The organism is Thiovibrio sp. JS02, from assembly GCF_053485635.1.
Window position 1 is genome coordinate 567,182 of the sequence record NZ_CM130715.1, and the last position, 20,421, is coordinate 587,602.

Below are 20,421 nucleotides of genomic sequence, written 5' to 3' on the forward strand. Positions count from 1 at the left end.
TTGCGGGCAGGTCTGCTTACTCCTCCACTTACACTTACAAGCCGTTTTTCTTCAGTTCCCGGATCAGATCTTCCTGTTCGCCGGAAAGATGTTTCGGCACCGCGACCAGCACCCTCACAAAGAGATCGCCCCTGGGGCCGCCGGGTCTGCTTGGCAAGCCCTGGCCGCGGAGGCGCAGCTTCGCCTGGGGCTGGCAGCCGGCCGGAACCTTGACCTTCAGGTATTTGCCATCCAGGGTGGGTACCTCGATCTCAGCGCCCAAGGCAGCGGCGCTGTAGGGAACGGGCAGTTCCAGAAGCAGGTTGGCTTCTTCCCTGGTAAAGGCGGGATGCGGCTCGACCCTGATCAGCAGGTAGAGGTCGCCGGGCATTCCTCCCATGGGTGAGGGCGAGCCTTTGCCTGCCACCCGCAGCTTCTTGCCGGCCTCGATGCCGGCCGGAACCCTGACCGAAACCTTTTCCGCCGTGGAGCCACGCCCGAGGGAGATGGTCTTCTCGGTGCCGTGCAGGACCTCTTCCAGGGTGATGGGCAGTTCCAGAGTCAGATCATTGCCCTTCATCTGCTGCGGCTGCTGGCGGAAGTCCTGAAAACCCTGAAAGTGCTGGCTGCCGCCGCCGGGTTGGCGGAACATTTCCTCAAAAACGTTGCCGCCCATGCCCGAGGTCCGGAAGGTGGTGCGGCCGCCGCCGAAGTTGATCCCGAACTCCCGCAGGATATCGCCCAGGTCGACGTTTCTGAAGATGTCCTCCTGGGAGTAGCGCTGCTGGAAGCCGGTGGAGCCGAACGTGTCGTACTGCTGCCGTTTTTCCTTGTCGGAAAGCACGGCATATGCCTCGCTGATCTTTTTGAACATCTCCTCCGCGTTTTTGTCACCCTTGTTTTTGTCCGGGTGGTACTTGATGGCGAGTTTGCGGTAGGCTTTTTTGATTTCCTCCGGCGGGGCGTTTTTTTCTACTCCGAGCAGTTTGTAATAGTCCATACCTGATCTACCTGTGTTGGCGGCGGTCGGTTATCAAAAGGCCTGCGATCCGGCAAAGTCCGTTACTGTTGCTGATTTTCAACATGGCCGCGTTGCTCAGAACGGAACGTCATCTCCCATGACCGGCTCCGGGAAAGGCGGTTCGTCATACTGCTGGCTGCCGCCGCCTTCGCCGCTCCCCCTTGGACTCAGCATCTTCATCTCTCTTGCGACGATTTCCGTGGTGTAGCGGGTGTTGCCGTCCTTGTCGTCCCACTTGCGGGTCTGCAGCCTGCCTTCGATAAAGACCTTGGAGCCCTTGGAAAGGTATTCACCGCAGATCTCGCCAAGACGGCCGAAAGCGACGATCCTGTGCCATTCGGTCAACTCCTCCTTGGAGCCATCCTGTTTTTTCCAGGTTTCCGTGGTGGCCACACTGAAGCTTGCGATGGCAGTGCCTGTCTGGGAGTAACGTACTTCCGGATCTTTTCCCAGGTTGCCAATGAGGATAACTTTGTTGACCATTTTTTCTCCTTAATAGTCCTTGCCAGATTTGTAAAAGGAAGCAGTGACCGAACTTGCCGGAAGGGGACTGTTTTTCAAGCCCGGTGCGCAAACATTTCCGGTGGCGGGATCGCCCGTTCGGGCAGTGAATCCGTAAACCTTGATCTAACCGCGATAACCGCGGGTACGCCGGTTATCGCGGGTCCATAAACTTTCGATACACCATAGTAAGAACGGCCCCGGTAAAAATCAATACACAAAAGGGGTGAATGTATATTGCGAGACAGGCGTGTTGCCTTTGCCTTGAAAAATGTCAGCCAAGGTCGCATTTGGCCTTGGCCGCGCGCTCCAGCATCTTCGCCAGACCGCCCCGATCTTCCGGTGTGAACCCGAAAATCTCCCGCCAGATTTCATCGCTTTCCATGCAGAAATAGAGGCAGGTGTCAGGGTCCAGCCTGGGCCTGAGCAGCCCGGCGAGGTGCTGGTACATCTCGGTGCGCAGGGTGCGGAAGTAGCGGAACTTGTTGTCGAGCCCCAGGACGAATTCCTCATGAAAGAAGCGCGACTTGGGAAAACGGGCCGTGGCGATGGTTTTAAGGGGCGGCAGAAATCTCAGCGCGCCCATGCTGATCCAGACAATTTTTTCCGCCGGCACGGCGGAAAAAAGCTTGTCGATGGTTTCCCGGTAGCCTTCCCGCCAGCCCGGATGATAGATGATCGGGTCAAAGTGAAAGGCGAGCCGGTAACCCAATGCGGCGCATCGGGCCGCCGCTTCGAGACGATCCGAAAGCGTGGCGGTGCGTTTCTCTTCGCGGGCCATGATGGGGGGGCTGTTCAGCGACCAGGCCATGATGGTACGGCCGCGGTGCTCGCTTTCTGTCAGATGATCGAGGACAACCGCCTTGGATTTGAGTTCGAGGACCGCATTCTTCTTATCCTTGAAGAACTCGATGAGGATTTTACTCAGGCCGGTGACGCGGTCAAGGGCCATGCTGTCCGTGAATTCGCCGGTCCCGATGCGCCAGAATTTTTGAGGGTCTTCGGCAAGTACGGCAGAGAGCTCCGCGAGAAGATCGTCCGTATTGACAAAGAAGGAGAGCCAGGGGTTGTTGAGGTATGCCTGCAGGATGCAGTAGACACAATCCATGGGGCAGTTCATGCCCACATTGAGCACATGGTAACCGCAGCAGCGGTATTCCCTGGTTGCCGGGCAGGGCTTGAGGAAACGGCCTCGGTTCTTGCAGAGCAGCAGGTATTTTTTCCCCGTGTGCAGACCAAGGGGTCCGGCCTGGGAGCCGGCAAAGGTCGGCGCGGCGCGTTCCGGGAGGATTTCCACGCTTCGGCCGGGAAGTTTCGTCAGGATGTCTTGCGTGAGCGGCAGATCCTGGCAGCCGTCTTCGATAAGGATGTGTTGAATGATCGCTGCCGGATCAGGCCGGGGAGGTTGAAGCATGGTATGTTCGGGAGTAGACTCTTTATGTTGAACAGGGAGAGAGTGCACCATACTGTAAAGAATCGGGGCCGCCAATGGAAAAGTTCTTGACCTGGGGAATGGGGTTTTACTATCATCGAAATAGGTATTAGTACCTAGCAGCATTTCGCTTGACTTTCACCCGTTTTCAATGGGGTAATAATGCATAACTGGTATTGGTTGCGATTTTTTTAAGGGGCAGGGCGCGCAGCCGGAAAAGCAAGAGAGGCGAACAATGAAAGAGCATGATTTTGCCAGGATCAAGGGGCGGCTGAACAACATCTCGCGACGCGATTTCATGAAGTTCTGTTCGGTCATGGCGGCGGCAATGGGACTCCCCCTGGAAATGGCGCCGAAAATCGCCGCGGCGGTCACCGCTCCGCAACGGCCGCCAGTGATCTGGCTTTCCGGTCAGGCCTGCACGGGCTGTACGGAATCCCTTCTCCGCCCCTCCCACCCGTCCCTTGAACATCTCATCCTCGATCTGATCTCCCTTGACTACAACGAAACCCTGAACGCCGGCGCCGGGCATCAGGCGGAATCGGCCCTGCGGGCCTCCATGGAGAAGAACACCGGCAAGTTTATTCTCGTCGTCGAGGGGGCTATCCCGGTCAAGGACGGCGGCGTATACTGCATGATCGGCGGCAAGCCGTTTTCGGAAATCGTGCATGAGGCCGCGGCAAAGGCGGCCGCGGTGGTGGCCATCGGTTCCTGCGCTTCCTGGGGCGGGGTGGCGGCGGCGGCACCCAATCCCACCGGCGCCGTGGGCGCTCCGGAGTTCCTGAAGGGCACCACGGTGGTGACCATCCCGGGCTGCCCGCCCAATGCCTACAACTTTCTTTCCACGGTCATTCATTTTCTCACCTTCGGCAAGCTGCCGGCCCTGGACGAAAAAGGCAGGCCGAAGTTCGCCTACGGCCGGCTCATTCATGAAAATTGCGAGCGCAGGCCCCATTTCGATGCCGGCCGCTTTGCCGTCAGCTTTGGCGACGAGGGGCACCGGAAGGGGTATTGTCTCTATAAACTGGGCTGCAAGGGGCCAATGACCTTTGCCAACTGCCCCGCCATCCTCTTCAACGAGGTGGGTTCCGGCGCCTGGCCGGTGGGGACCGGTCATCCCTGCTTCGGCTGCACCGAGGAGGGGGTGGGTTTCCACATGCCCCTGCATGCGCAGGCCGATCTCAAGTACATCACTCCCGGCGCCGGTTACCCGCCGATTGTCTGCGACCGCGGGGAAGGAGCTTCAACCGGGGCCGTGGCCCTGGTGGCCGCAGCCACCGGCGCGGCAATAGGGGCGGCCGCGGTGGTGGCCAAAAATCTTGGCAAGGATGGTTCCGGGACTTCCTCGGAGGGGGAATAGGCCATGAAGCTCAAACGCAGGGATTTTTTGAAAGGAGCCGTGGCCGGCGGCCTTCTCTGTGCCGCGAATCCGGGCGCAGCGGCGGCGAAAAGCGTCCGCAAGGAACTGCCGCCGGGCGCCTTGGGGATTCTTTACGATTCCACCCTCTGCATCGGCTGCAAGGTCTGCGTGCATGCCTGCAAGCAGGCGAACAACATGCCGGTGGAAGCCGAAGGGCCTGAAGCGCTCTGGGACAACCCCCTTGATCTTTCCGCGCAAACCCTCAATGTCATCAAGCGGTACGGCTTCGAAGGGGGCAAGGACTCGGCAGACGGCTTTGCCTTTATCAAAAGACACTGCATGCACTGCATTGATCCGGCCTGTGTTTCCGCCTGCCCCGCTTCCGCCCTGGTCAAGGATCCGGGTAACGGGGTGGTGACCTATAACAAGGACGCCTGCATCGGCTGCCGTTACTGCCAAATCGCCTGTCCCTACAATATCCCCAAATTTGAGTGGGACTCTCCCTTCCCGCAGATCGTCAAGTGTCAGCTCTGCTCTCATCTCCTGGCCAAGGGGGGGATTTCCGCCTGTTGCGCATCCTGTCCCACCGGCGCTTCCCTCTTCGGTCCGGTCCAGAAACTCAGGGAAGAGGCTGCGCGGCGCCTGTTGATGAAGCCGGGCGAATACTATGATTTTCCGGTCGCCTCTCTTGATTCCGGCGAGATGCAGGAACATCGGGCCGGCGGCTATGTGCGGCACGTCTATGGCGAACGGGAACTGGGCGGCACCCAGGTTCTCTACCTTGCCGGCGTTTCCTTCGACAGACTCGGTCTGCCGGATCTGCCGGAGGATTCCTATGTGGCCCTGGCCGACGGCATTCAGTATGCCATTTATAAGGGAATGGTTTACCCCATCGTGGTGCTGGGCGGATTGATCTATATCATCAAGAACCGGCAGGAGAAGAAGGGATAGCCGTCAGGCCGCCCGTTTTCTCCGCAAGGAGTGCACTTATGCAGGAAAAAGAAGCGTTGGGGACAAAAGTACTGACCAAGCCGTTTCTGTTCTGGTCTCTCATCGCCCTGATCGGTCTTTTCTTTGTCGGCAAGCGATTCATTTACGGAATCGGCGCGGTTTCCAACATGAACGACGGCTATCCCTGGGGGATCTGGATCGCCTACGACGTGGTGGTGGGCACGGCCCTCGCCTGCGCAGGCTATTCCATTGCCCTCATCGTCTATATTTTCAACCGCGGGGAATATTCGCCCCTGGTGAGGCCGGCCCTGATGACCAGCATGTTCGGCTATACCCTGGCCGGTGTTTCGGTCATCTTCGACATCGGCAGGTACTGGCAGGCGTACAACATCTTTCTCCCCTGGTTCAGCAATCTGCATTCGGTCATGTTCGAGGTCGCTCTCTGCATCGGGACCTATATCCTGGTTCTCTGGCTGGAATTCGCTCCCGCCTTCCTCGAAAAATTCAAGGCCGAGAAGCTCAAGGCCAGGCTGAACCGGATCATCTTCATCTTCATCGCTTTGGGCGTGTTGCTGCCCACCATGCACCAGTCCTCCCTGGGGACCATGATGCTCATGGCCGGGCATAAGCTCTCCCCTCTGTGGTGGACGCCCTTCCTGCCGCTGCTTTTTTTGATCACCGCGGTGGTGATCGGTTATGCCGCGGTCATCTTCGAATCGCTCCTTTCCGCGGTGGTGTTCAACCGACCGCTGGAAATGCACCTGCTCAGCAAGATTTCCGCCATCGTTCCCTGGCTGCTGGGACTTTATTTCCTGGTCCGCATCGAGGATGTGAACCTGCGCGGCTTTCTGCCCATGGCCTTTAAGGGCGGTCTCAAGGCAAACATGTTTCTCCTGGAAAACGCGCTTCTTTTGGCCGCCCTCCTGATCCTGGCCTATCCCAACAACCGGAAAAGTCCGCGCCTGCTTTTTTTTGCCTCTTTGGCCCTTCTGCTCGGGGGCAGTCTCTACCGTTTCAATACGTATATCATCGGCTTTGATCCCGGAACCGGTTGGCGGTACTTTCCCTCGGTTCCCGAGCTGTTCATCACCTTCGGCATTGTCGCGGCTGAGGTCGTGGCCTATCTGTGGTTTGTTAAAAAATTGCCGGTGCTGCCCAAGCTTAATCAGCTTAAGGAAGCGTAATTTTTTTATCTGAAGGAGATTTCCCATGGCCAAGCGAATCGTTGTTGACCCCATCACCAGAATTGAGGGTCATCTCCGCATTGATTGTGAGGTTGATAACGGCAAGGTGACCAATGCCTGGTCTTCCGGCCAGATGTGGCGCGGGATCGAATTGATTCTCCAGGGCAGGGATCCCCGGGATGCCTGGCTTTACACCCAGCGGATCTGCGGGGTATGCACCACCGTGCATGCCATCACTTCGGTGCGGGCCGTGGAGAACGCCCTGGGGCTTGAGGTACCCTTGAACGCTCAATACATCCGCAATATGATCATCGCCGCCCATGGGATTTTTGACCATATCGTCCATTTCTATCATCTTTCCGCTCTGGACTGGGTGGACATCGTCTCGGCGCTGAAGGGAAATCCCAAGGCGGCCGCGACACTGGGGCAGAGTCTCTCTCCCTGGCCGCGGAACAGCGAGCAGGAACTCAAGGCGGTGCAGGAAAAACTGCGGGGATTTGTCGGCAGCGGCCAGCTTGGGGTGTTTGCCAGCGGCTACTGGGGGCATCCGGCCATGAAGCTTTCCCCGGAGGTGAACCTCCTGGCCGTGAACCATTATTTCCAGGCCCTGGATTATCAGCGGCGGATCAACAAGGTGGTCGCCATTCTGGGCAGCAAAACGCCGCACATCCAGAATCTGGCCGTGGGCGGGGTTGCCAACCCCATCAATCCCGACAGCCAGTCCACTCTCACCCTGGAGCGGCTTCTTTACATCAAAACCCTGATCGACGAGATCGGAGATTTTGTGAAGAACGTCTACATGGTCGACGTTGCCGCGGTCGGCGCCTTTTACGCCGACTGGACCGCTTACGGCGCCGGGGTGAAAAATTATCTCTCCGTTCCCGACCTGCCCCTCGACACAAAGGGCACCGTCTTCGCCTTGCCCGGAGGCTATCTCGCCGACGGGGATGTGGGATCCTTCAAGCCCATCAAGAGCTTTGCCGACGAAGGTTTCCGGCAGGGCGTGAAGGAGGGAATCAAGCATTCCTGGTATAAAGGGGATTGGGATCGGCATCCCTGGGAGGAAGAAACCGTGCCCCATCATACCGAATTCCAGGATGACGGCAAATATTCCTGGGTTAAATCGCCGACCTATAACGGCAAGCCGGCCCAGGTCGGCCCCTTGGCCAATGTGTTGGCCATGTATGCGGCAGGCCATGGACCGACCAAGGCATACACCGACAAGCTGCTGGCCACCGTAAGCAGCCTGGCCGGCAGCAAGGTAGGCATCCCGGCCCTGCACTCCACCATTGGTCGGCATGCGGCGCGGGCGGTGCGCTGCGCCGTGCTCCATGACGCCCTGGTCGGCCAGTGGCAGGCTCTGGTCGACAATATCGCCAAGGGCGACTACGCCACTTTCAACCAGCCGATCTTTCCCAAGGGGGAGCAGCGAGGGGTAGGGTTCCACGAGGCGCCGCGCGGGGTTCTTTCCCACTGGATCGTCATCAGCGACGGCAAGATCAGGAATTACCAGTGCGTGGTTCCTTCCACCTGGAACGCCGGGCCGCGGAACAGTGACGACGCCCTTGGCCCCTATGAGGCGTCGCTGGTCGGCAACCCGGTCGCTGACCCGGAAAAACCCCTGGAGGTTTTGCGCACCGTGCATTCTTTTGACCCCTGTCTGGCTTGCGCCATCCATCTCCTGGATCCGGAAAGCAGGGAGATCGTCAAGGTGAGGACGCAAGTTTGACGGTTTCGCAAAAAAGGTTGCGGGGCACGTTTTTGAGCGGGAAGGGTTGCGATGGCAATGGTTACGGCAAGCTGCTGATGCCATTGCCGGATGGGAGGGGCATGGCTTTCGACATACTGGTGCTGGGGGTGGGAAACATTCTGCTCTCCGACGAGGGGGTTGGGGTGTGGATCGTGGAGCAGCTGCGGGCGCGTCATGTTTTTTCCGACCGGGTCACGGTCATCGATGGCGGCACCATGGGTCTTGAGCTGCTCCCCTACCTTGAGGGCAAGAGCCATCTCTTTCTGGTTGATGCGGTATGCGCCGAGGGTCCTCCCGGCACCTTCACGGTCAAGGAACTTCCCGATCCCCCCGCCTATTTCCGGCAAAAAATCTCCCCGCATCAGATCGGACTTTCCGAGGTTATGGCCGTTGCCGCCATGCAGGAATGCCTGCCTGCCAAGGTAAAACTTTTCGGCATTGTTCCAAAGGACCTTTCCACCGGCCTTTCTCTCTCCGTCCCGGTAGCGGCCGCGGCCGAACAGGCAATTTCTTCGCTTGTCGCGGAGCTTGACGCCATGGGGCTTTCCGTTTCTCTTCGCGCCTGACTTTTCGCGTCACTCTGTTGAAAAGAATTGCCACGCTTTTCTCCTCCCGTCCGAAGGCGATCAGGCAACGGGAGGATTCCGCCATCCTCCAGATCGGCGCCGCGTTCTTAATTCCCAGGCTGTCCGGGTTGATCTGGACTTTTACCTCGTTTATCTGTCGAACCATTCGGAAGGGCCCGGCAATATCGCCAAACACGCCTGCAGGGGCAACGTGCAGATTTTGTTGACCTTTAGCCGTCCGCGTGTCATTTTGACCATGGTCATGATCGTGATTGATGCAGGGAGGCGTATTGATCTGCAAGAGGGGGCAGTGGGGCTTGTGCCGGCATGGCATGGGGATTGACCCCATTGGCTTGGGGGAAAGGATTGAATCGGCGAGCGGACCGCTCACCGACCGGTCACACTCAGGCAGGGGGGGGTGGGGCGACGTGCTGCCTGTGGCCTAAAGGAGTTTTAAGATGGGGAAGGTAAGGGTTTTTGTTGCCGATGATCATTCCATTGTGCGGGAGGGGTTGAGGCAGCTGTTCGCAAAGCGCGACGATCTGGAGCTGGCGGGGGAGGCCGCGGATGGAGAAAGCGCGCTGAAAGAAATCAGGGGGCTTAAGCCCGATGTCGCGGTTCTCGATATCGCCATGCCCAATATCAGCGGGCTTGAGTGCATCCCCCTGGTAAAAAATATTTCTCCGAAAACCGCCATCGTGATTCTTTCCATGTTCGCGCGCGAGGCCTATGTTCATCAGGCTCTGGCTGCCGGCGCTTTCGGGTATGTTCTCAAAACGGCTCCCTGGTCCGAGGTGATCGAAGCCATCCAGATGGCTGCGGAAGGAAAATATTTTTTAAGCAGGGACATCAACTCCGACGTGATCCGCAGCTATCTCAACAATGAGGAAAGAATGGCCTCGGAATCGAGTCGCTACGATCAGCTCTCCGACCGCGAGCAACAGGTGTTCCGGATGGTGATCGAGGGCAATTCCACCAAACGGATCGCCGACCTGCTTTGCCTTAGTCCGAAAACCGTGGAAAAACACCGCTCCAATATCAGTAAAAAACTGGGAATCAGCGATCCATTGGCCATGATGAAGTTTGCCATCAAGATCGGCGTGGCTGACCCCAATCTCTGGCCTGATCCCTGACAAGGCATTTTCCGCGTCCGTGCCGCACAATTTATCGGTGGGGAGGATTTTCCTTTAATCGCAAAAGGAAAAACGTTTTTTGACACTCTTGTCTGGCCAAGGGACGCGAAAACATGTATAAAGCCTTGGGCGGCAATGGCTCGGCCTGGACGCAGGTGGAGTCCGCGCGCATGACGGCCTGCCTCCTTTCTTTCCCCGGATGCCGGGGGTGCCCTGCCGCTGCCGCCGGCTTGATCATAACGTTTCTTTGCTTTTTTCTGTCCATTGTCACTGTTCCAACTACTGTCTGGTGAGTGTGTGGAGGATTCAATAGAGCAGGAGATTGCCGACGCCAAGCCGGTGCCGGTTCAGCGATTTACCTGGATTCTGCTTGTTGTCTGGACCCTGCTCATGGCCGGACTTTCCTTTGACGAGATCCAGGGAATCCGCCAGATTACCCACGAGATGGCTGTCAGCGAGATCCGGGCCTATTTCAACAAAGACCGGGCCCTGCGTGTCTGGAGCGCCTCTCATGGGGGCGTCTATGTGCCCATCGATTCCCGAACTCCTCCCAGCCCCTATCTGGGACATGTGCCTGAGCGCGACCTGATTACTCCCTCCGGGAAACGGCTCACCCTCATGAATCCGGCCTATATGATACGGCAACTCAGTGAGGATTTCTCAAGCCTCTACGGAATCGTCGCGAGAATCACCAGCTTGCAGCCCCTGCGGCCTGAAAATGCGCCGGATGCCTGGGAGCGCGGGGCTCTGGAGGATTTTGAAAAGCATGGCCTGGGCGAGAAGCTGGAATTGGCGGAAATAGGCGGAGTTTTGCATCTGCGCCTCATGCAGCCCGTGTTTGTCTCGCCCGATTGTCTGGCCTGCCATGCGCACCAAGGGTACAAGATCGGTGATATCCGCGGGGGGATAAGTATCGGTCTGCCCATGGCCGAACCGCTGCGGCTGCAGCAAAGGCAGATTGTCAACCATCTTGTCAGGGCCGGGCTGATCTGGGTTACGGGGCTCACGGGGCTTCTGGTCGGCGGCAGGATTCTGCGCAATCGGATTGCGGAGCGCAACGCGGCCGAAGATGCCCTGCGGCGTTCCCGAGATCGTCTGGCCGAGAAAACCTCGGAACTGGCCGAAGCAAACAGCGCCCTGACCAGGGAAGTTGCCGAGCGCAAAAAAGCGGAGGCGGAAATTCTCATCAGCGAGGAAAAATTCCGCACAGTTGCGGATTTTACCTACGACTGGGAATACTGGCTGGATCCGGCGGGCAATTATCTCTATATTTCTCCTTCCGTGGAGCGGATCACCGGGTACACCCCGGCGGATTTCAAGGAGAATCCCGATCTCGGCATGGAGATAATGCATCCAGACCATATCCCGCAGATGAAAAACCATCTTGTCCGGGCCATGAACGATCGCAAAGTCTGCATGATGGAGTTCCGGATCATCTCGCGGGAAGGCAAGGAGCGCTGGATTGGGCATACCTGCCAGCCTGTTTTCAACGCCGCCGGCGAATTCCTGGGCAGACGGGCCAGTAATCGGGACATCACCGGAAGCAAATGGACGGAAAAGGTCCTTAACAAGTATGCGATTGATCTGGCCCACAGCAACAAGGATCTGCAGGATTTCGCCTACATGGCCTCCCATGACCTGCGTGAACCCCTGGTTCTCATCCAGGCCTTCAGTGAACGGTTGAGCGGTCGTTACGGCGAGATGATTCCGGAACGGGGGCTTGAATATCTGAAGCGCATAGATACCGCGACCACGAGGATGCAGGAGCTGATCTCCGGCATGCTGACCTATTCGCGGGTCACCACCAAGGTACGCCCCTTTGAGGAGGTTGACCTGAAGCGGGTGGTCCTTGAAGTGATCACCGATCTGGAGTTGCGGGTCAAGGAGAGCGGGGCGCGTATCGAAGTCGGCGAGCTTTGCCGGATCAAGGCGGACCCCCTGCAGATCCGGCAGCTTTTTCAGAACCTTATCGCCAATGCTCTCAAGTACCGCAGGCCGGATATTGCCCCCCTGGTGACGATTTCCTGTGAACATCTCTCGTTCTCGGATGAAGATGGCCTGACGGAGTTCTGCCGGTTTATCGTGGCGGACAACGGGATCGGCTTTGAAGGTGAGGATGCGGAGCAGATCTTCGGACTCTTCCAGAGATTGCATGGGCGGAGCCAGTACGAGGGCACCGGCATCGGGCTTGCGGTCTGCAAGCGCATTGTCGAGCGCCACGGCGGCGTCATCGGCGCCGAAAGTTCTCCTGGCCTCGGCTCGCGGTTCATCATTACCCTGCCGATAAACGGCCCTGTTGTTGATGAGTCGCAGACCCAGTGCTGCGGAGCCGCCAAGGAAAATTCCTGTCCCCCGAGGTCAGGGTCGGTCTGAATTTCCCCCCCCCTGTTCCAGGCTGAAAATAACGAGCAGCGCTGCCGCTCTTGTCTGGAAGAAACGTTTTCCCTCGTGTATCATGCCAATATGCATGAGATGTCCCTTGCCCTTAATATCATGGAACTCGTTTCGGCAAAGGCCAGAGCGGCGGGGGCTGAAAAGGTCTCCGAAGTGGAAATCGAGATCGGCACCCTTGCCGGAGTCATGGCCGAGGCGCTCACCTTCTGTTTTGCCGCGGCGGCCCGGAACACCCCGGCTGAAGGAGCGCGGCTTGCGGTGCGCGAAATTGCCGGCCAGGCGAAATGTCTTGCCTGTTCCCATTGTTTTCCGGTCGATTCCCTGCTTGCCCAATGCCCCCATTGCTGGGCCTATGCCACGGAGATCACCCAGGGCAGGGAACTGCGGGTCGTTTCCCTGATCGTTGATGAATAGGGATGTGCGGAGAAGAATAAACCCGGGGCTGCGACGCTGAGGCGGTTGCGGGTCAATAACCGATGAACAGGTGGGGCTATGTGTGATTCCTGCGGATGCAGCCATTCCGAGAGCGAAGTGACCATCAGGAGGCCCGGTGAGGAGCATGCCGGCCACAGCCACGGCAGGAGGCTCATGGTGGAGGAGGCGGTGCTCGATAAGAACAGCGCCATCGCCGAGCACAACAGGGAGTTTTTCAAGAAAAAGCAAATCCTCGCCCTCAATCTGGTCAGCTCCCCGGGATCCGGCAAGACCACGGTTCTGGAGCGGACCATCCTGGCATTGCAGGGCCAGTTTCCCATCGCCGTGATCGAAGGCGATCAGCAGACCCTGCTCGATGCCGAACGCATCGATGCCACCGGCGTGCCGGTGATTCAGGTCAACACCGGTTCCGGCTGCCATCTGGATGCCGAGATGGTGCATCGGGCCCTGCACCGGCTCGAGCTGAAGGGAAATTCCCTGCTCTTTATCGAAAATGTGGGCAATCTCGTCTGTCCGGCCATGTTTGACCTGGGCGAGGCGGCAAAGGTCGTGATCATCAGCGTCACCGAAGGGGAGGACAAGCCGCTCAAGTATCCCGCCATGTTCGATGCCGCCGTTCTTTGCCTGATCAACAAGGTCGATCTTCTCCCCCATGTGGATTTCAGCCTGGAGCGGTGTAAGGAGTATGCCCGGCAGGTCAATCACCGTCTGGAGTTTGTCGAGCTTTCCGCGAAAACCGGGGCCGGCCTGGACGGCTGGCTCAATTGGCTGCGCAGGCATCGGTAGGCGGATGCGGATCTTGGGAGCGGGCTGAAAAATGGCCATACCTCCGGAGCGCTGGCGGATTACCATCAACGGCATCGTCCAGGGCGTGGGCTTTCGTCCGTTTGTCTGCCGGTTGGCCCGGGAACGAGGCCTGGCCGGTTTTGTGGGAAATACGCCGGAGGGGGTGACCGTGGAAGCGGAGGGAGGGGTCGACCGACTTGCGGATCTGGTGCAGGCCATCCGGAAGGAGCCGCCGCCTCTGGCCCAAATCGCCACCCTTGCCATAAGGTCTGTTCCCCTGGCTCTGGAGACAACCTTCCGGGTTCACGATTCCAGCGGACTCGGCGCGGCCGCTACCCTCATTTCCCCGGATGTCGCGGTCTGTCCGGAGTGTCTGGCCGAGTTTTTTTCCCCTGCCGACCGGCGTTTTCGCTACCCCTTCCTCAACTGCACCAACTGCGGACCCCGTTATACCATCGTCACCAGGATTCCCTATGACCGGCCCCATACCACCATGCGCGACTTCGTCATGTGCGCGGCCTGCAAGCGGGAGTATGACGATCCGGAAAACCGCCGTTTCCATGCCCAGCCGACCTGCTGCCCTGATTGCGGGCCGCAGCTTCGCCTGCTTGCCGCTGACGGCCGATTGCTGGCGGAGCGTGATGAAGCCGTCGTCGACACCCTGCGTTTTCTGCAGGCCGGCGCCATTGTCGCGATCAAAGGGTTGGGGGGCTTCCATCTGGCGGTGGATGCGGAAAATGCCGAGGCGGTCGGCCGCCTGCGGCAAAGGAAGGGAAGGGAGGCAAAGCCTTTTGCGGTGATGGTGGCGAATCTTGGCATTGCCGGTGGGATTTGCCTGTTGGCGGACGAGGAACGGCAGGCGCTGACAAGCCGGCAGCGTCCCATTGTCCTTGCCAGGAAAAGGGCAGACCATTTCCTGGCGGAAGAGGTGGCCCCGGGGCAGGAATTGTTCGGTCTGATGCTGCCCTATACCCCTTTGCACCATCTTTTGTTCGAGGGGGCGGTGCGCGCCCTGGTCATGACCAGCGCCAACATCAGTGAAGAGCCGATCTGCGTCGGGAACGAGGAGGCAGGGCAGCGGCTTGCCGGCACCGTTGATTACATTCTTTGCCATGATCGGGATATCCATCTGCACTGCGACGATTCCCTGGTGGCCATGCAGGCCGGCGCCATGCGGCTCATGCGCCGTGGCCGTGGCTATGCCCCGCGGCCCATTCCTCTCGCCGCGGATGGGCCCATGCTGCTCGGAGTCGGGGCGGAGTTGAAAAATACCGTCTGTCTGCTCAAGGGGAACAGCGCGTTTTTAAGCCAGCATATCGGCGATCTGAAAAATCTGGAGGCATACCGGATTTTTCAGAAAAGCATTGCCCATCTGGCGGCAATTTTCGAGATCCGGCCGGAGCTGGTTGTGCACGATCTCCATCCCGGGTATCTTTCCAGCCGTTGGGCGCGGGAGCAGGCCGGGCTCGCATCTCTGGCGGTGCAGCACCACCATGCCCACCTTGCCGCCTGTCTGGCGGAAAACCGGGAGGAGGGGCCTGCCATCGGCATCATCCTCGACGGCACCGGTTACGGAACGGACCAGACCATCTGGGGAGGCGAGGTGCTCATTGGCAACGCGAAGGGATTCAGCCGCTTCGCCGCCCTCGAGTCCCTGCCCCTGCCGGGCGGGGACGCCGCCGTGCAGGCTCCCTGGCGGACGGCGCTGAGCTATCTTTTCGCCGCCCGCGGAGAGTGCCTGCCCCCGCTTCCTTTTTTGGCCGGGCACGATCCTGCCCCGATCCTCGGCATGATTCGGGGGAAAATCAACTCGCCGCTCACCAGCAGCTGCGGCCGGCTCTTTGACGCGGTGGCCGCCATGGGCGGCGGCAGGCAGGTGATTCAGTACGAAGCGCAGGCCGCCATCGAATTGATGCAGGCCGCCGGAAACACCCTTGGCGAGGCTGCTTTCCCCTGCGAATTTTTTCAGGAAGATGGTATGGTGAAGTTTTCGGTGCGGGCGCTTGTCGCGGCCATAGCCGAGGCGGTTACCGACGGCATGGGAATTTCCGAAGTCAGCCGCCGTTTTCATCAGAGCCTGGTGGCCGGCTTTACTTATCTGGCCTGCCAGGCGCGGCGGCGGGAAAAAATCAGGACCCTGGTATTGAGCGGCGGGGTGTTCCAGAACCGGCTGCTCCTGGAGGGTCTTGTCGCCTCCCTTTCCGGAAAAGGGTTTCGGGTCCTCACCCACACCACAGTGCCCTGCAACGACGCCTGCATCTCCCTGGGGCAGGCGGTCATCGGCAGGCAGATGATACAGGAACGGTGAAGCGATGTGTCTGGCAATCCCCGGCAGGGTGGTGGAAATTTTTGCGGAAAACGGGCTTGCGATGGGCCATGTGGATTACGGCGGCACGGTCAGCAAGGTGTGCCTGGAGTATGTGCCGGAAATAGTGCCCGGTCAGTATACGGTGGTGCATGCCGGTTTTGCCCTGTCTATCCTTGATGAGGAGGAGGCGCAAAAAAGTTTCGCCGCCTGGCGGGAGCTGAACCGGGCCCTTGCCGAGCAGGGGGTCGATCTCTTCGGCAACCCCCTGCAAGAGGCGGATTGATCGCAAAGCCCATGGGGATTACGCCACGTGACGATTCCGCGTTTTTTCAAGCCGTTGCGAGCCTGCTTTTATGAAATATGTCGATGAATACCGTAATCCGGAGATTGCCAAGCGCCTTCTGGCGGAAATCCGGCAGACCGTCACCCGGCCCTGGGTGATCATGGAGGTCTGCGGCGGTCACACCCACGCCATCATGAAAAACGGCATCGAGCAGCTGCTGCCGCCGGAGGTGGAGCTGGTGCACGGCCCTGGCTGCCCGGTCTGCGTGACGCCGGTGGAGATCATTGACCGGGCCGTGGCCATCGCCGGGCGGCCGGAGGTGATTTTTGCCAGCTTCGGGGACATGCTGCGAGTACCCGGCAGCACCAGCGATCTTTTTAAGGCCAAATCCGCTGGCGCCGACGTGCGCATGGTCTATTCGCCGCTTGAGGCGCTGGCTTTGGCGCGGAGTCACCCCGAACGGGAGGTGGTCTTCTTTGCGGTCGGTTTTGAAACAACAGCGCCGGGCAATGCCATGGCACTTCTGCAGGCCAGGCGTGAGGGCCTGCGGAATTTCAGCATGCTGGCCAGTCATGTCCTGGTGGCGCCCGCCGTGCGGGCCCTGCTTTCCTCCCCGACAAACAGGGTGCGGGGGTATCTGGCCGCCGGCCACGTCTGCACGGTGATGGGCTGGCAGGAGTATGCCGCCATTGCCGAGGAGTTCCGGGTGCCCATTGTGCCCACCGGCTTTGAACCCCTTGACATCATAAGCGGCATCCTCATGGTGGTCCGCCAGCTCGAAACCGGTCGCCACGAGGTGGAGAATGAATACAGCCGGGCGGTGAGCCGGGAAGGGAATAAAGAGGCCCAGGCGCGGATGCGGGAAGTCTTTGTGATTGCCGATCGCAAGTGGCGGGGGATCGGGATCTTGGCGCGGAGCGGCCTTGCGATCCGGGAGGAGTTCGCCGCCTTTGACGCGGAAAGGAAGTTCGCCGTTTCCGGGCTCACCGCCTCCGAATCCGCTCTCTGCGAAAGCGGCGCCATTTTGCAGGGGCTCAAGAAGCCAAACGCCTGCGCGGCCTTTGGCCGGGAATGCACCCCGGAGCACCCCCTGGGCGCCACCATGGTTTCCGGCGAAGGGGCTTGCGCCGCCTATTACAGATACCAGCGAGGGAATAATGACTGAGTTGAAACCGGAGGGTTTTTCCTGTCCCCTTCCCATTTTGGATCATGACACCATCCAACTGGCGCACGGCAGTGGCGGCAGGCTTTCCGCCGAACTCATCGGCAAGATGTTTTTGCCGCGTTTTGCCAATGAGACCCTGAACCGCCTCGAGGACCAGGCCGTGGTGGATCTGGGCCCGGGCAGGCTCGCCCTTACCACCGATTCCTTTGTGGTGGATCCGCTTTTTTTCCCGGGCGGCGACATCGGTGATCTTGCCGTGAACGGCACGGTGAACGATGTCGCCATGAGCGGCGCGACCCCCCTCTATCTCTCCGCCGCCTTTATTATCGAGGAAGGGCTGCCCATGGCCAGCCTGCACCGGGTTCTCGTCTCCATGGAACGGGCGGCGCGCACCGCCGGCGTCCAGATCGTCACCGGCGACACCAAGGTGGTACACCGGGGCAGCTGTGACAAGCTCTTCATCACCACCAGCGGCGTCGGCCTTGTCCCGGCCCGGGCGAACCTCTCCGCCGCAAATCTGGTGCCCGGCGACAGGATCATCGTTTCCGGCACCATCGGCGATCACGGCATGGCCATCCTCACCAGCCGCGAAGGACTTTCCTTTCAGTCCCGGGTCGAGAGCGACACCGCTGCCCTCAATGGCCTGGTCGCCACGATGCTCTCGGCAAGCAGCCGGATTCATGCCCTGCGTGATCCGACCCGGGGCGGATTGGCCACCACCCTCAACGAGTTCGCCGCCTCTTCGCAGGTGGGCATCCGACTTGTCGAGGAGGCCATCCCGGTGCGGCCCGCGGTGCGGAGCGCCTGCGAGATCTTGGGCATTGATCCCCTTTATGTCGCCAACGAGGGAAAGCTGGTGGCCGTGATTGCCCGTGATGCGGCGGAAACGGTGCTTGCCGCCATGCGCAATCACCCGCTGGGCCGTGATGCGGTCATGATCGGCGAGGTGGTGGCGGAGAACAAAGGGCTGGTCGCCATGCGTACCGCCTTGGGCGCGCAGCGTATTGTCGATATGCCCATTGGCGAGCAACTGCCGAGAATCTGCTGAGGGAGTGCCTTTCATGGCGGAAAGGGGGAAGTGGCAAGCCGAGGAGTAATTAAGCAGTTTCATTAATGAAAAAATAAAATGATTTTTTTACCTGATTGACTTTTTCGGCAGTAACCAGTTATGATTGCTGCAAAATATTTTTGGCTATTTGCTATCACTTATGGAGAAGGGAGGTGAGTTGGTGCAGAAGCGAATCGTAGCAATGGTGACGGCGTTGTCGCTTGTGCTTCCTTCTGTCGCGCTCGCGGCGGGAGGGGACGCGCTCTTTTTACAGAGCTGTGGCGCATGTCACAAGAAGGGGGGGCAGGCGGCGGTTATCAACCCTGCCGATAAGGCCGGCAGTGTGTGGGAGAAATACTTTGCGCGGGGCCGCCATCCTGTTGACATCAGCCTGAGCGATGCGGACCTCCAGTCCGTGGTAGCCTATCTGACCGCCCATGCGGCGGACAGCGACCAACCGGCGGCAGCTGTAATTCCGAAGTAATACACTAGCGAACACAATTTATTCACTAGGAGGAGGAGAAGTGAAAAAAATTTTATTGACCGCAGGTGCATTACTGGCCTGGAGCGGCTGCGCCTTTGCAGGAGCCGGCGGGCAGGTTGTCTCGATGCCAGTAGAAGATTATAAAGCCATTCTCGAACGCCTTGATGCCTTGCAGAAGCGCGTTGATCAGCTGGAAAGGACTGAAAGCCCTTCTGACAAGGCAAGCTCCGCCGTCATCCCGAGCAAGCTCGCCAAAGACGTGGAAGCCATTTACGACACCCTGGATGAGGTGGAGACCAAGACCCTGAAGGACCGCATCAACCTCGGCGCCGAGCTGCGCACCAGGGCGGATTTCTTCAAGTTGAAGAACAGCGCCAATTTCGGTGGCACCGGATCCACAGAACATAATGATAATCACTGGACCAACCGCTTCCGGTTGAACATGGATGCGGAGATCCAGAAAAACCTGCTCTTCACCGGCCGTATCACCGGATACAAGAATTTCGCCAACGATGATGCCAACGCGTTTGTCAACGATTCCAATGCTGCCCACCTGCCTGGCGACAGCGGCCTGAAGCTGGACCGCGCCTATGTGGACTGGGTTCCCGAGGGCATGCCGGTGCCCCTGGCCCTGACCTTTGGCCGCCATCCCTCCTCCGAGGGTCCGCCCTCGGAATTGAAGGAAAACCGCCTGCGTCAATCCACCTATCCCTCCCTGCTCTTTGACGGCGAGGCGGACGGTGTGGTGGCCACCGTCGGTCTCGAGCGGTATCTTGGCTGGAAGAACTCCGGCATCCGCTTTGCCTGGGGCAAGGCCTACCAGGATACGAATACTGCGGTAAGCTACATGGACAACTATGGTGCCATGTATGACGACACCAATGTCTACGCCACATTCTTTGAAACCGAGATCCCGGGCGTACGGAACAGCCTTCTGGTGTTGAGCGCCCTGCAGGTGACCGATCTGATTGGTGATCCTTCGTATCTCTTTGATGCGGCTACAGGCGGGACTGCGAATCCCAAGGTCGATATCGGTGACATGACCCTGTACGGAGTGCATGCCCAGGCCAACAATCTGATGGATTCCGGTATTGATGTCTTTCTTTCCGGCGGCGTCAATGTGACCGACCCGAACGGCAATATCATTACCGTTGCTAATTCCCCAGGCGGGGCCTATAACGGCACCTACGGCCTGATGAACACCGGGGCCAACGACGACGATCATTCCGGTTGGGCCATCCACACCGGTCTGCGCTACACCATCCCCTACAAGCCCTGGAACAACCCCAAGGTGGGCTTTGAGTACAACCACGGCAGCGACTACTGGTTCAGCTTCACCTGGGGCAGCGCCGAGCTGTACAACAAGCTGGCCACCCGCGGCGACGCCTATGATTTTTACTACATCCAGCCCTTTAACGACAACCTCTTCGGTCGGTTGGGCTACACCCATATCGACTACAACTACACCAACAGCGGTATGCATATCGGGGACTTCGGGGATTCCATCGAAGATCTGGATAACTTTTACTTCCTGCTCGACTGCCGTTTCTAAGCGCAACTTGCTATTGCGGCAGGCAAAAAGGGTGGCCTTCGCGGCCGCCCTTTTTTTGTTTCGGGCGCCCGGCCCGGCGCGGCTCCTTT

18 protein-coding genes are annotated in these 20,421 nt (G+C 59.1%); 15 read left to right on the top strand and 3 right to left on the bottom strand.

Annotated features, from left to right (window positions below; genetic code table 11):
- Positions 1-34 precede the first annotated feature (34 nt).
- From ACUUL3_RS02790 to ACUUL3_RS02800, 3 genes are all read right to left on the bottom strand, one after another.
- Positions 35-979: a DnaJ C-terminal domain-containing protein gene (locus tag ACUUL3_RS02790; protein WP_448554367.1), complete on the bottom strand. Its 945-nt coding sequence runs from the start codon at positions 977-979 to the stop codon at positions 35-37.
- Between the two features lie 96 nt (positions 980-1,075).
- Positions 1,076-1,483: a single-stranded DNA-binding protein gene (locus tag ACUUL3_RS02795; protein WP_448554368.1), complete on the bottom strand. Its 408-nt coding sequence runs from the start codon at positions 1,481-1,483 to the stop codon at positions 1,076-1,078.
- A 292-nt stretch (positions 1,484-1,775) separates the two neighbouring features.
- A complete protein-coding gene (locus ACUUL3_RS02800) occupies positions 1,776-2,915 on the bottom strand; it encodes a spore photoproduct lyase family protein (RefSeq protein ID WP_448554370.1) in 1,140 nt (379 codons plus the stop codon).
- 253 nt (positions 2,916-3,168) lie between these two features.
- On the opposite strand from ACUUL3_RS02800, the gene ACUUL3_RS02805 reads away from it, so the two are divergent.
- From ACUUL3_RS02805 to ACUUL3_RS02875, 15 genes are all read left to right on the top strand, one after another.
- A complete protein-coding gene (locus tag ACUUL3_RS02805; RefSeq protein ID WP_448554372.1) occupies positions 3,169-4,293 on the top strand; it encodes a hydrogenase small subunit in 1,125 nt (374 codons plus the stop codon).
- Between the two features lie 3 nt (positions 4,294-4,296).
- Complete coding sequence (gene hybA, locus ACUUL3_RS02810) at positions 4,297-5,244, top strand: hydrogenase 2 operon protein HybA (protein ID WP_448554374.1); 948 nt, start codon at positions 4,297-4,299, stop codon at positions 5,242-5,244.
- A 38-nt stretch (positions 5,245-5,282) separates the two neighbouring features.
- The gene (gene hybB, locus ACUUL3_RS02815) at positions 5,283-6,428 is read left to right on the top strand and encodes a Ni/Fe-hydrogenase cytochrome b subunit (RefSeq protein ID WP_448554376.1); all 1,146 of its coding nucleotides are present in this window, start codon (positions 5,283-5,285) and stop codon (positions 6,426-6,428) included.
- 25 nt (positions 6,429-6,453) lie between these two features.
- Positions 6,454-8,157, top strand: coding sequence for a nickel-dependent hydrogenase large subunit (locus tag ACUUL3_RS02820; protein ID WP_448554378.1), 1,704 nt, complete (start codon positions 6,454-6,456; stop codon positions 8,155-8,157).
- 101 nt (positions 8,158-8,258) lie between these two features.
- Positions 8,259-8,744 (top strand): HyaD/HybD family hydrogenase maturation endopeptidase, encoded by a 486-nt coding sequence (locus tag ACUUL3_RS02825; protein ID WP_448554380.1) that lies wholly within the window; start codon positions 8,259-8,261, stop codon positions 8,742-8,744.
- Positions 8,745-9,202: 458 nt separating this feature from the next.
- A complete protein-coding gene (locus ACUUL3_RS02830) occupies positions 9,203-9,877 on the top strand; it encodes a response regulator (RefSeq protein WP_448554382.1) in 675 nt (224 codons plus the stop codon).
- Between the two features lie 297 nt (positions 9,878-10,174).
- Complete coding sequence (locus ACUUL3_RS02835; protein ID WP_448554384.1) at positions 10,175-12,250, top strand: ATP-binding protein; 2,076 nt, start codon at positions 10,175-10,177, stop codon at positions 12,248-12,250.
- A gap of 99 nt (positions 12,251-12,349) precedes the next feature.
- Positions 12,350-12,685: a hydrogenase maturation nickel metallochaperone HypA/HybF gene (locus tag ACUUL3_RS02840; protein WP_448554385.1), complete on the top strand. Its 336-nt coding sequence runs from the start codon at positions 12,350-12,352 to the stop codon at positions 12,683-12,685.
- Between the two features lie 78 nt (positions 12,686-12,763).
- The gene (hypB, locus tag ACUUL3_RS02845; protein ID WP_448554386.1) at positions 12,764-13,492 is read left to right on the top strand and encodes a hydrogenase nickel incorporation protein HypB; all 729 of its coding nucleotides are present in this window, start codon (positions 12,764-12,766) and stop codon (positions 13,490-13,492) included.
- Between the two features lie 31 nt (positions 13,493-13,523).
- Positions 13,524-15,800, top strand: a complete 2,277-nt coding sequence (gene hypF / locus ACUUL3_RS02850; RefSeq protein ID WP_448554388.1) for a carbamoyltransferase HypF — start codon at positions 13,524-13,526, stop codon at positions 15,798-15,800.
- A 4-nt stretch (positions 15,801-15,804) separates the two neighbouring features.
- On the top strand, positions 15,805-16,083 hold the full coding sequence (locus tag ACUUL3_RS02855; RefSeq protein WP_448554390.1) for a HypC/HybG/HupF family hydrogenase formation chaperone: 279 nt from the start codon (positions 15,805-15,807) through the stop codon (positions 16,081-16,083).
- Positions 16,084-16,153: 70 nt separating this feature from the next.
- On the top strand, positions 16,154-17,248 hold the full coding sequence (gene hypD, locus ACUUL3_RS02860) for a hydrogenase formation protein HypD (RefSeq protein ID WP_448554392.1): 1,095 nt from the start codon (positions 16,154-16,156) through the stop codon (positions 17,246-17,248).
- The gene (gene hypE, locus ACUUL3_RS02865; protein WP_448554394.1) at positions 17,241-18,296 is read left to right on the top strand and encodes a hydrogenase expression/formation protein HypE; all 1,056 of its coding nucleotides are present in this window, start codon (positions 17,241-17,243) and stop codon (positions 18,294-18,296) included. Before hypD ends, hypE begins: the two co-directional genes overlap by 8 nt.
- Before the next feature lie 181 nt (positions 18,297-18,477).
- Positions 18,478-18,780, top strand: coding sequence for a c-type cytochrome (locus tag ACUUL3_RS02870; protein ID WP_448554396.1), 303 nt, complete (start codon positions 18,478-18,480; stop codon positions 18,778-18,780).
- A 124-nt stretch (positions 18,781-18,904) separates the two neighbouring features.
- Entirely contained in the window at positions 18,905-20,332 is a 1,428-nt protein-coding gene (locus ACUUL3_RS02875) for a DUF3373 family protein (protein ID WP_448554398.1), read from the top strand.
- Positions 20,333-20,421: the final 89 nt, after the last annotated feature.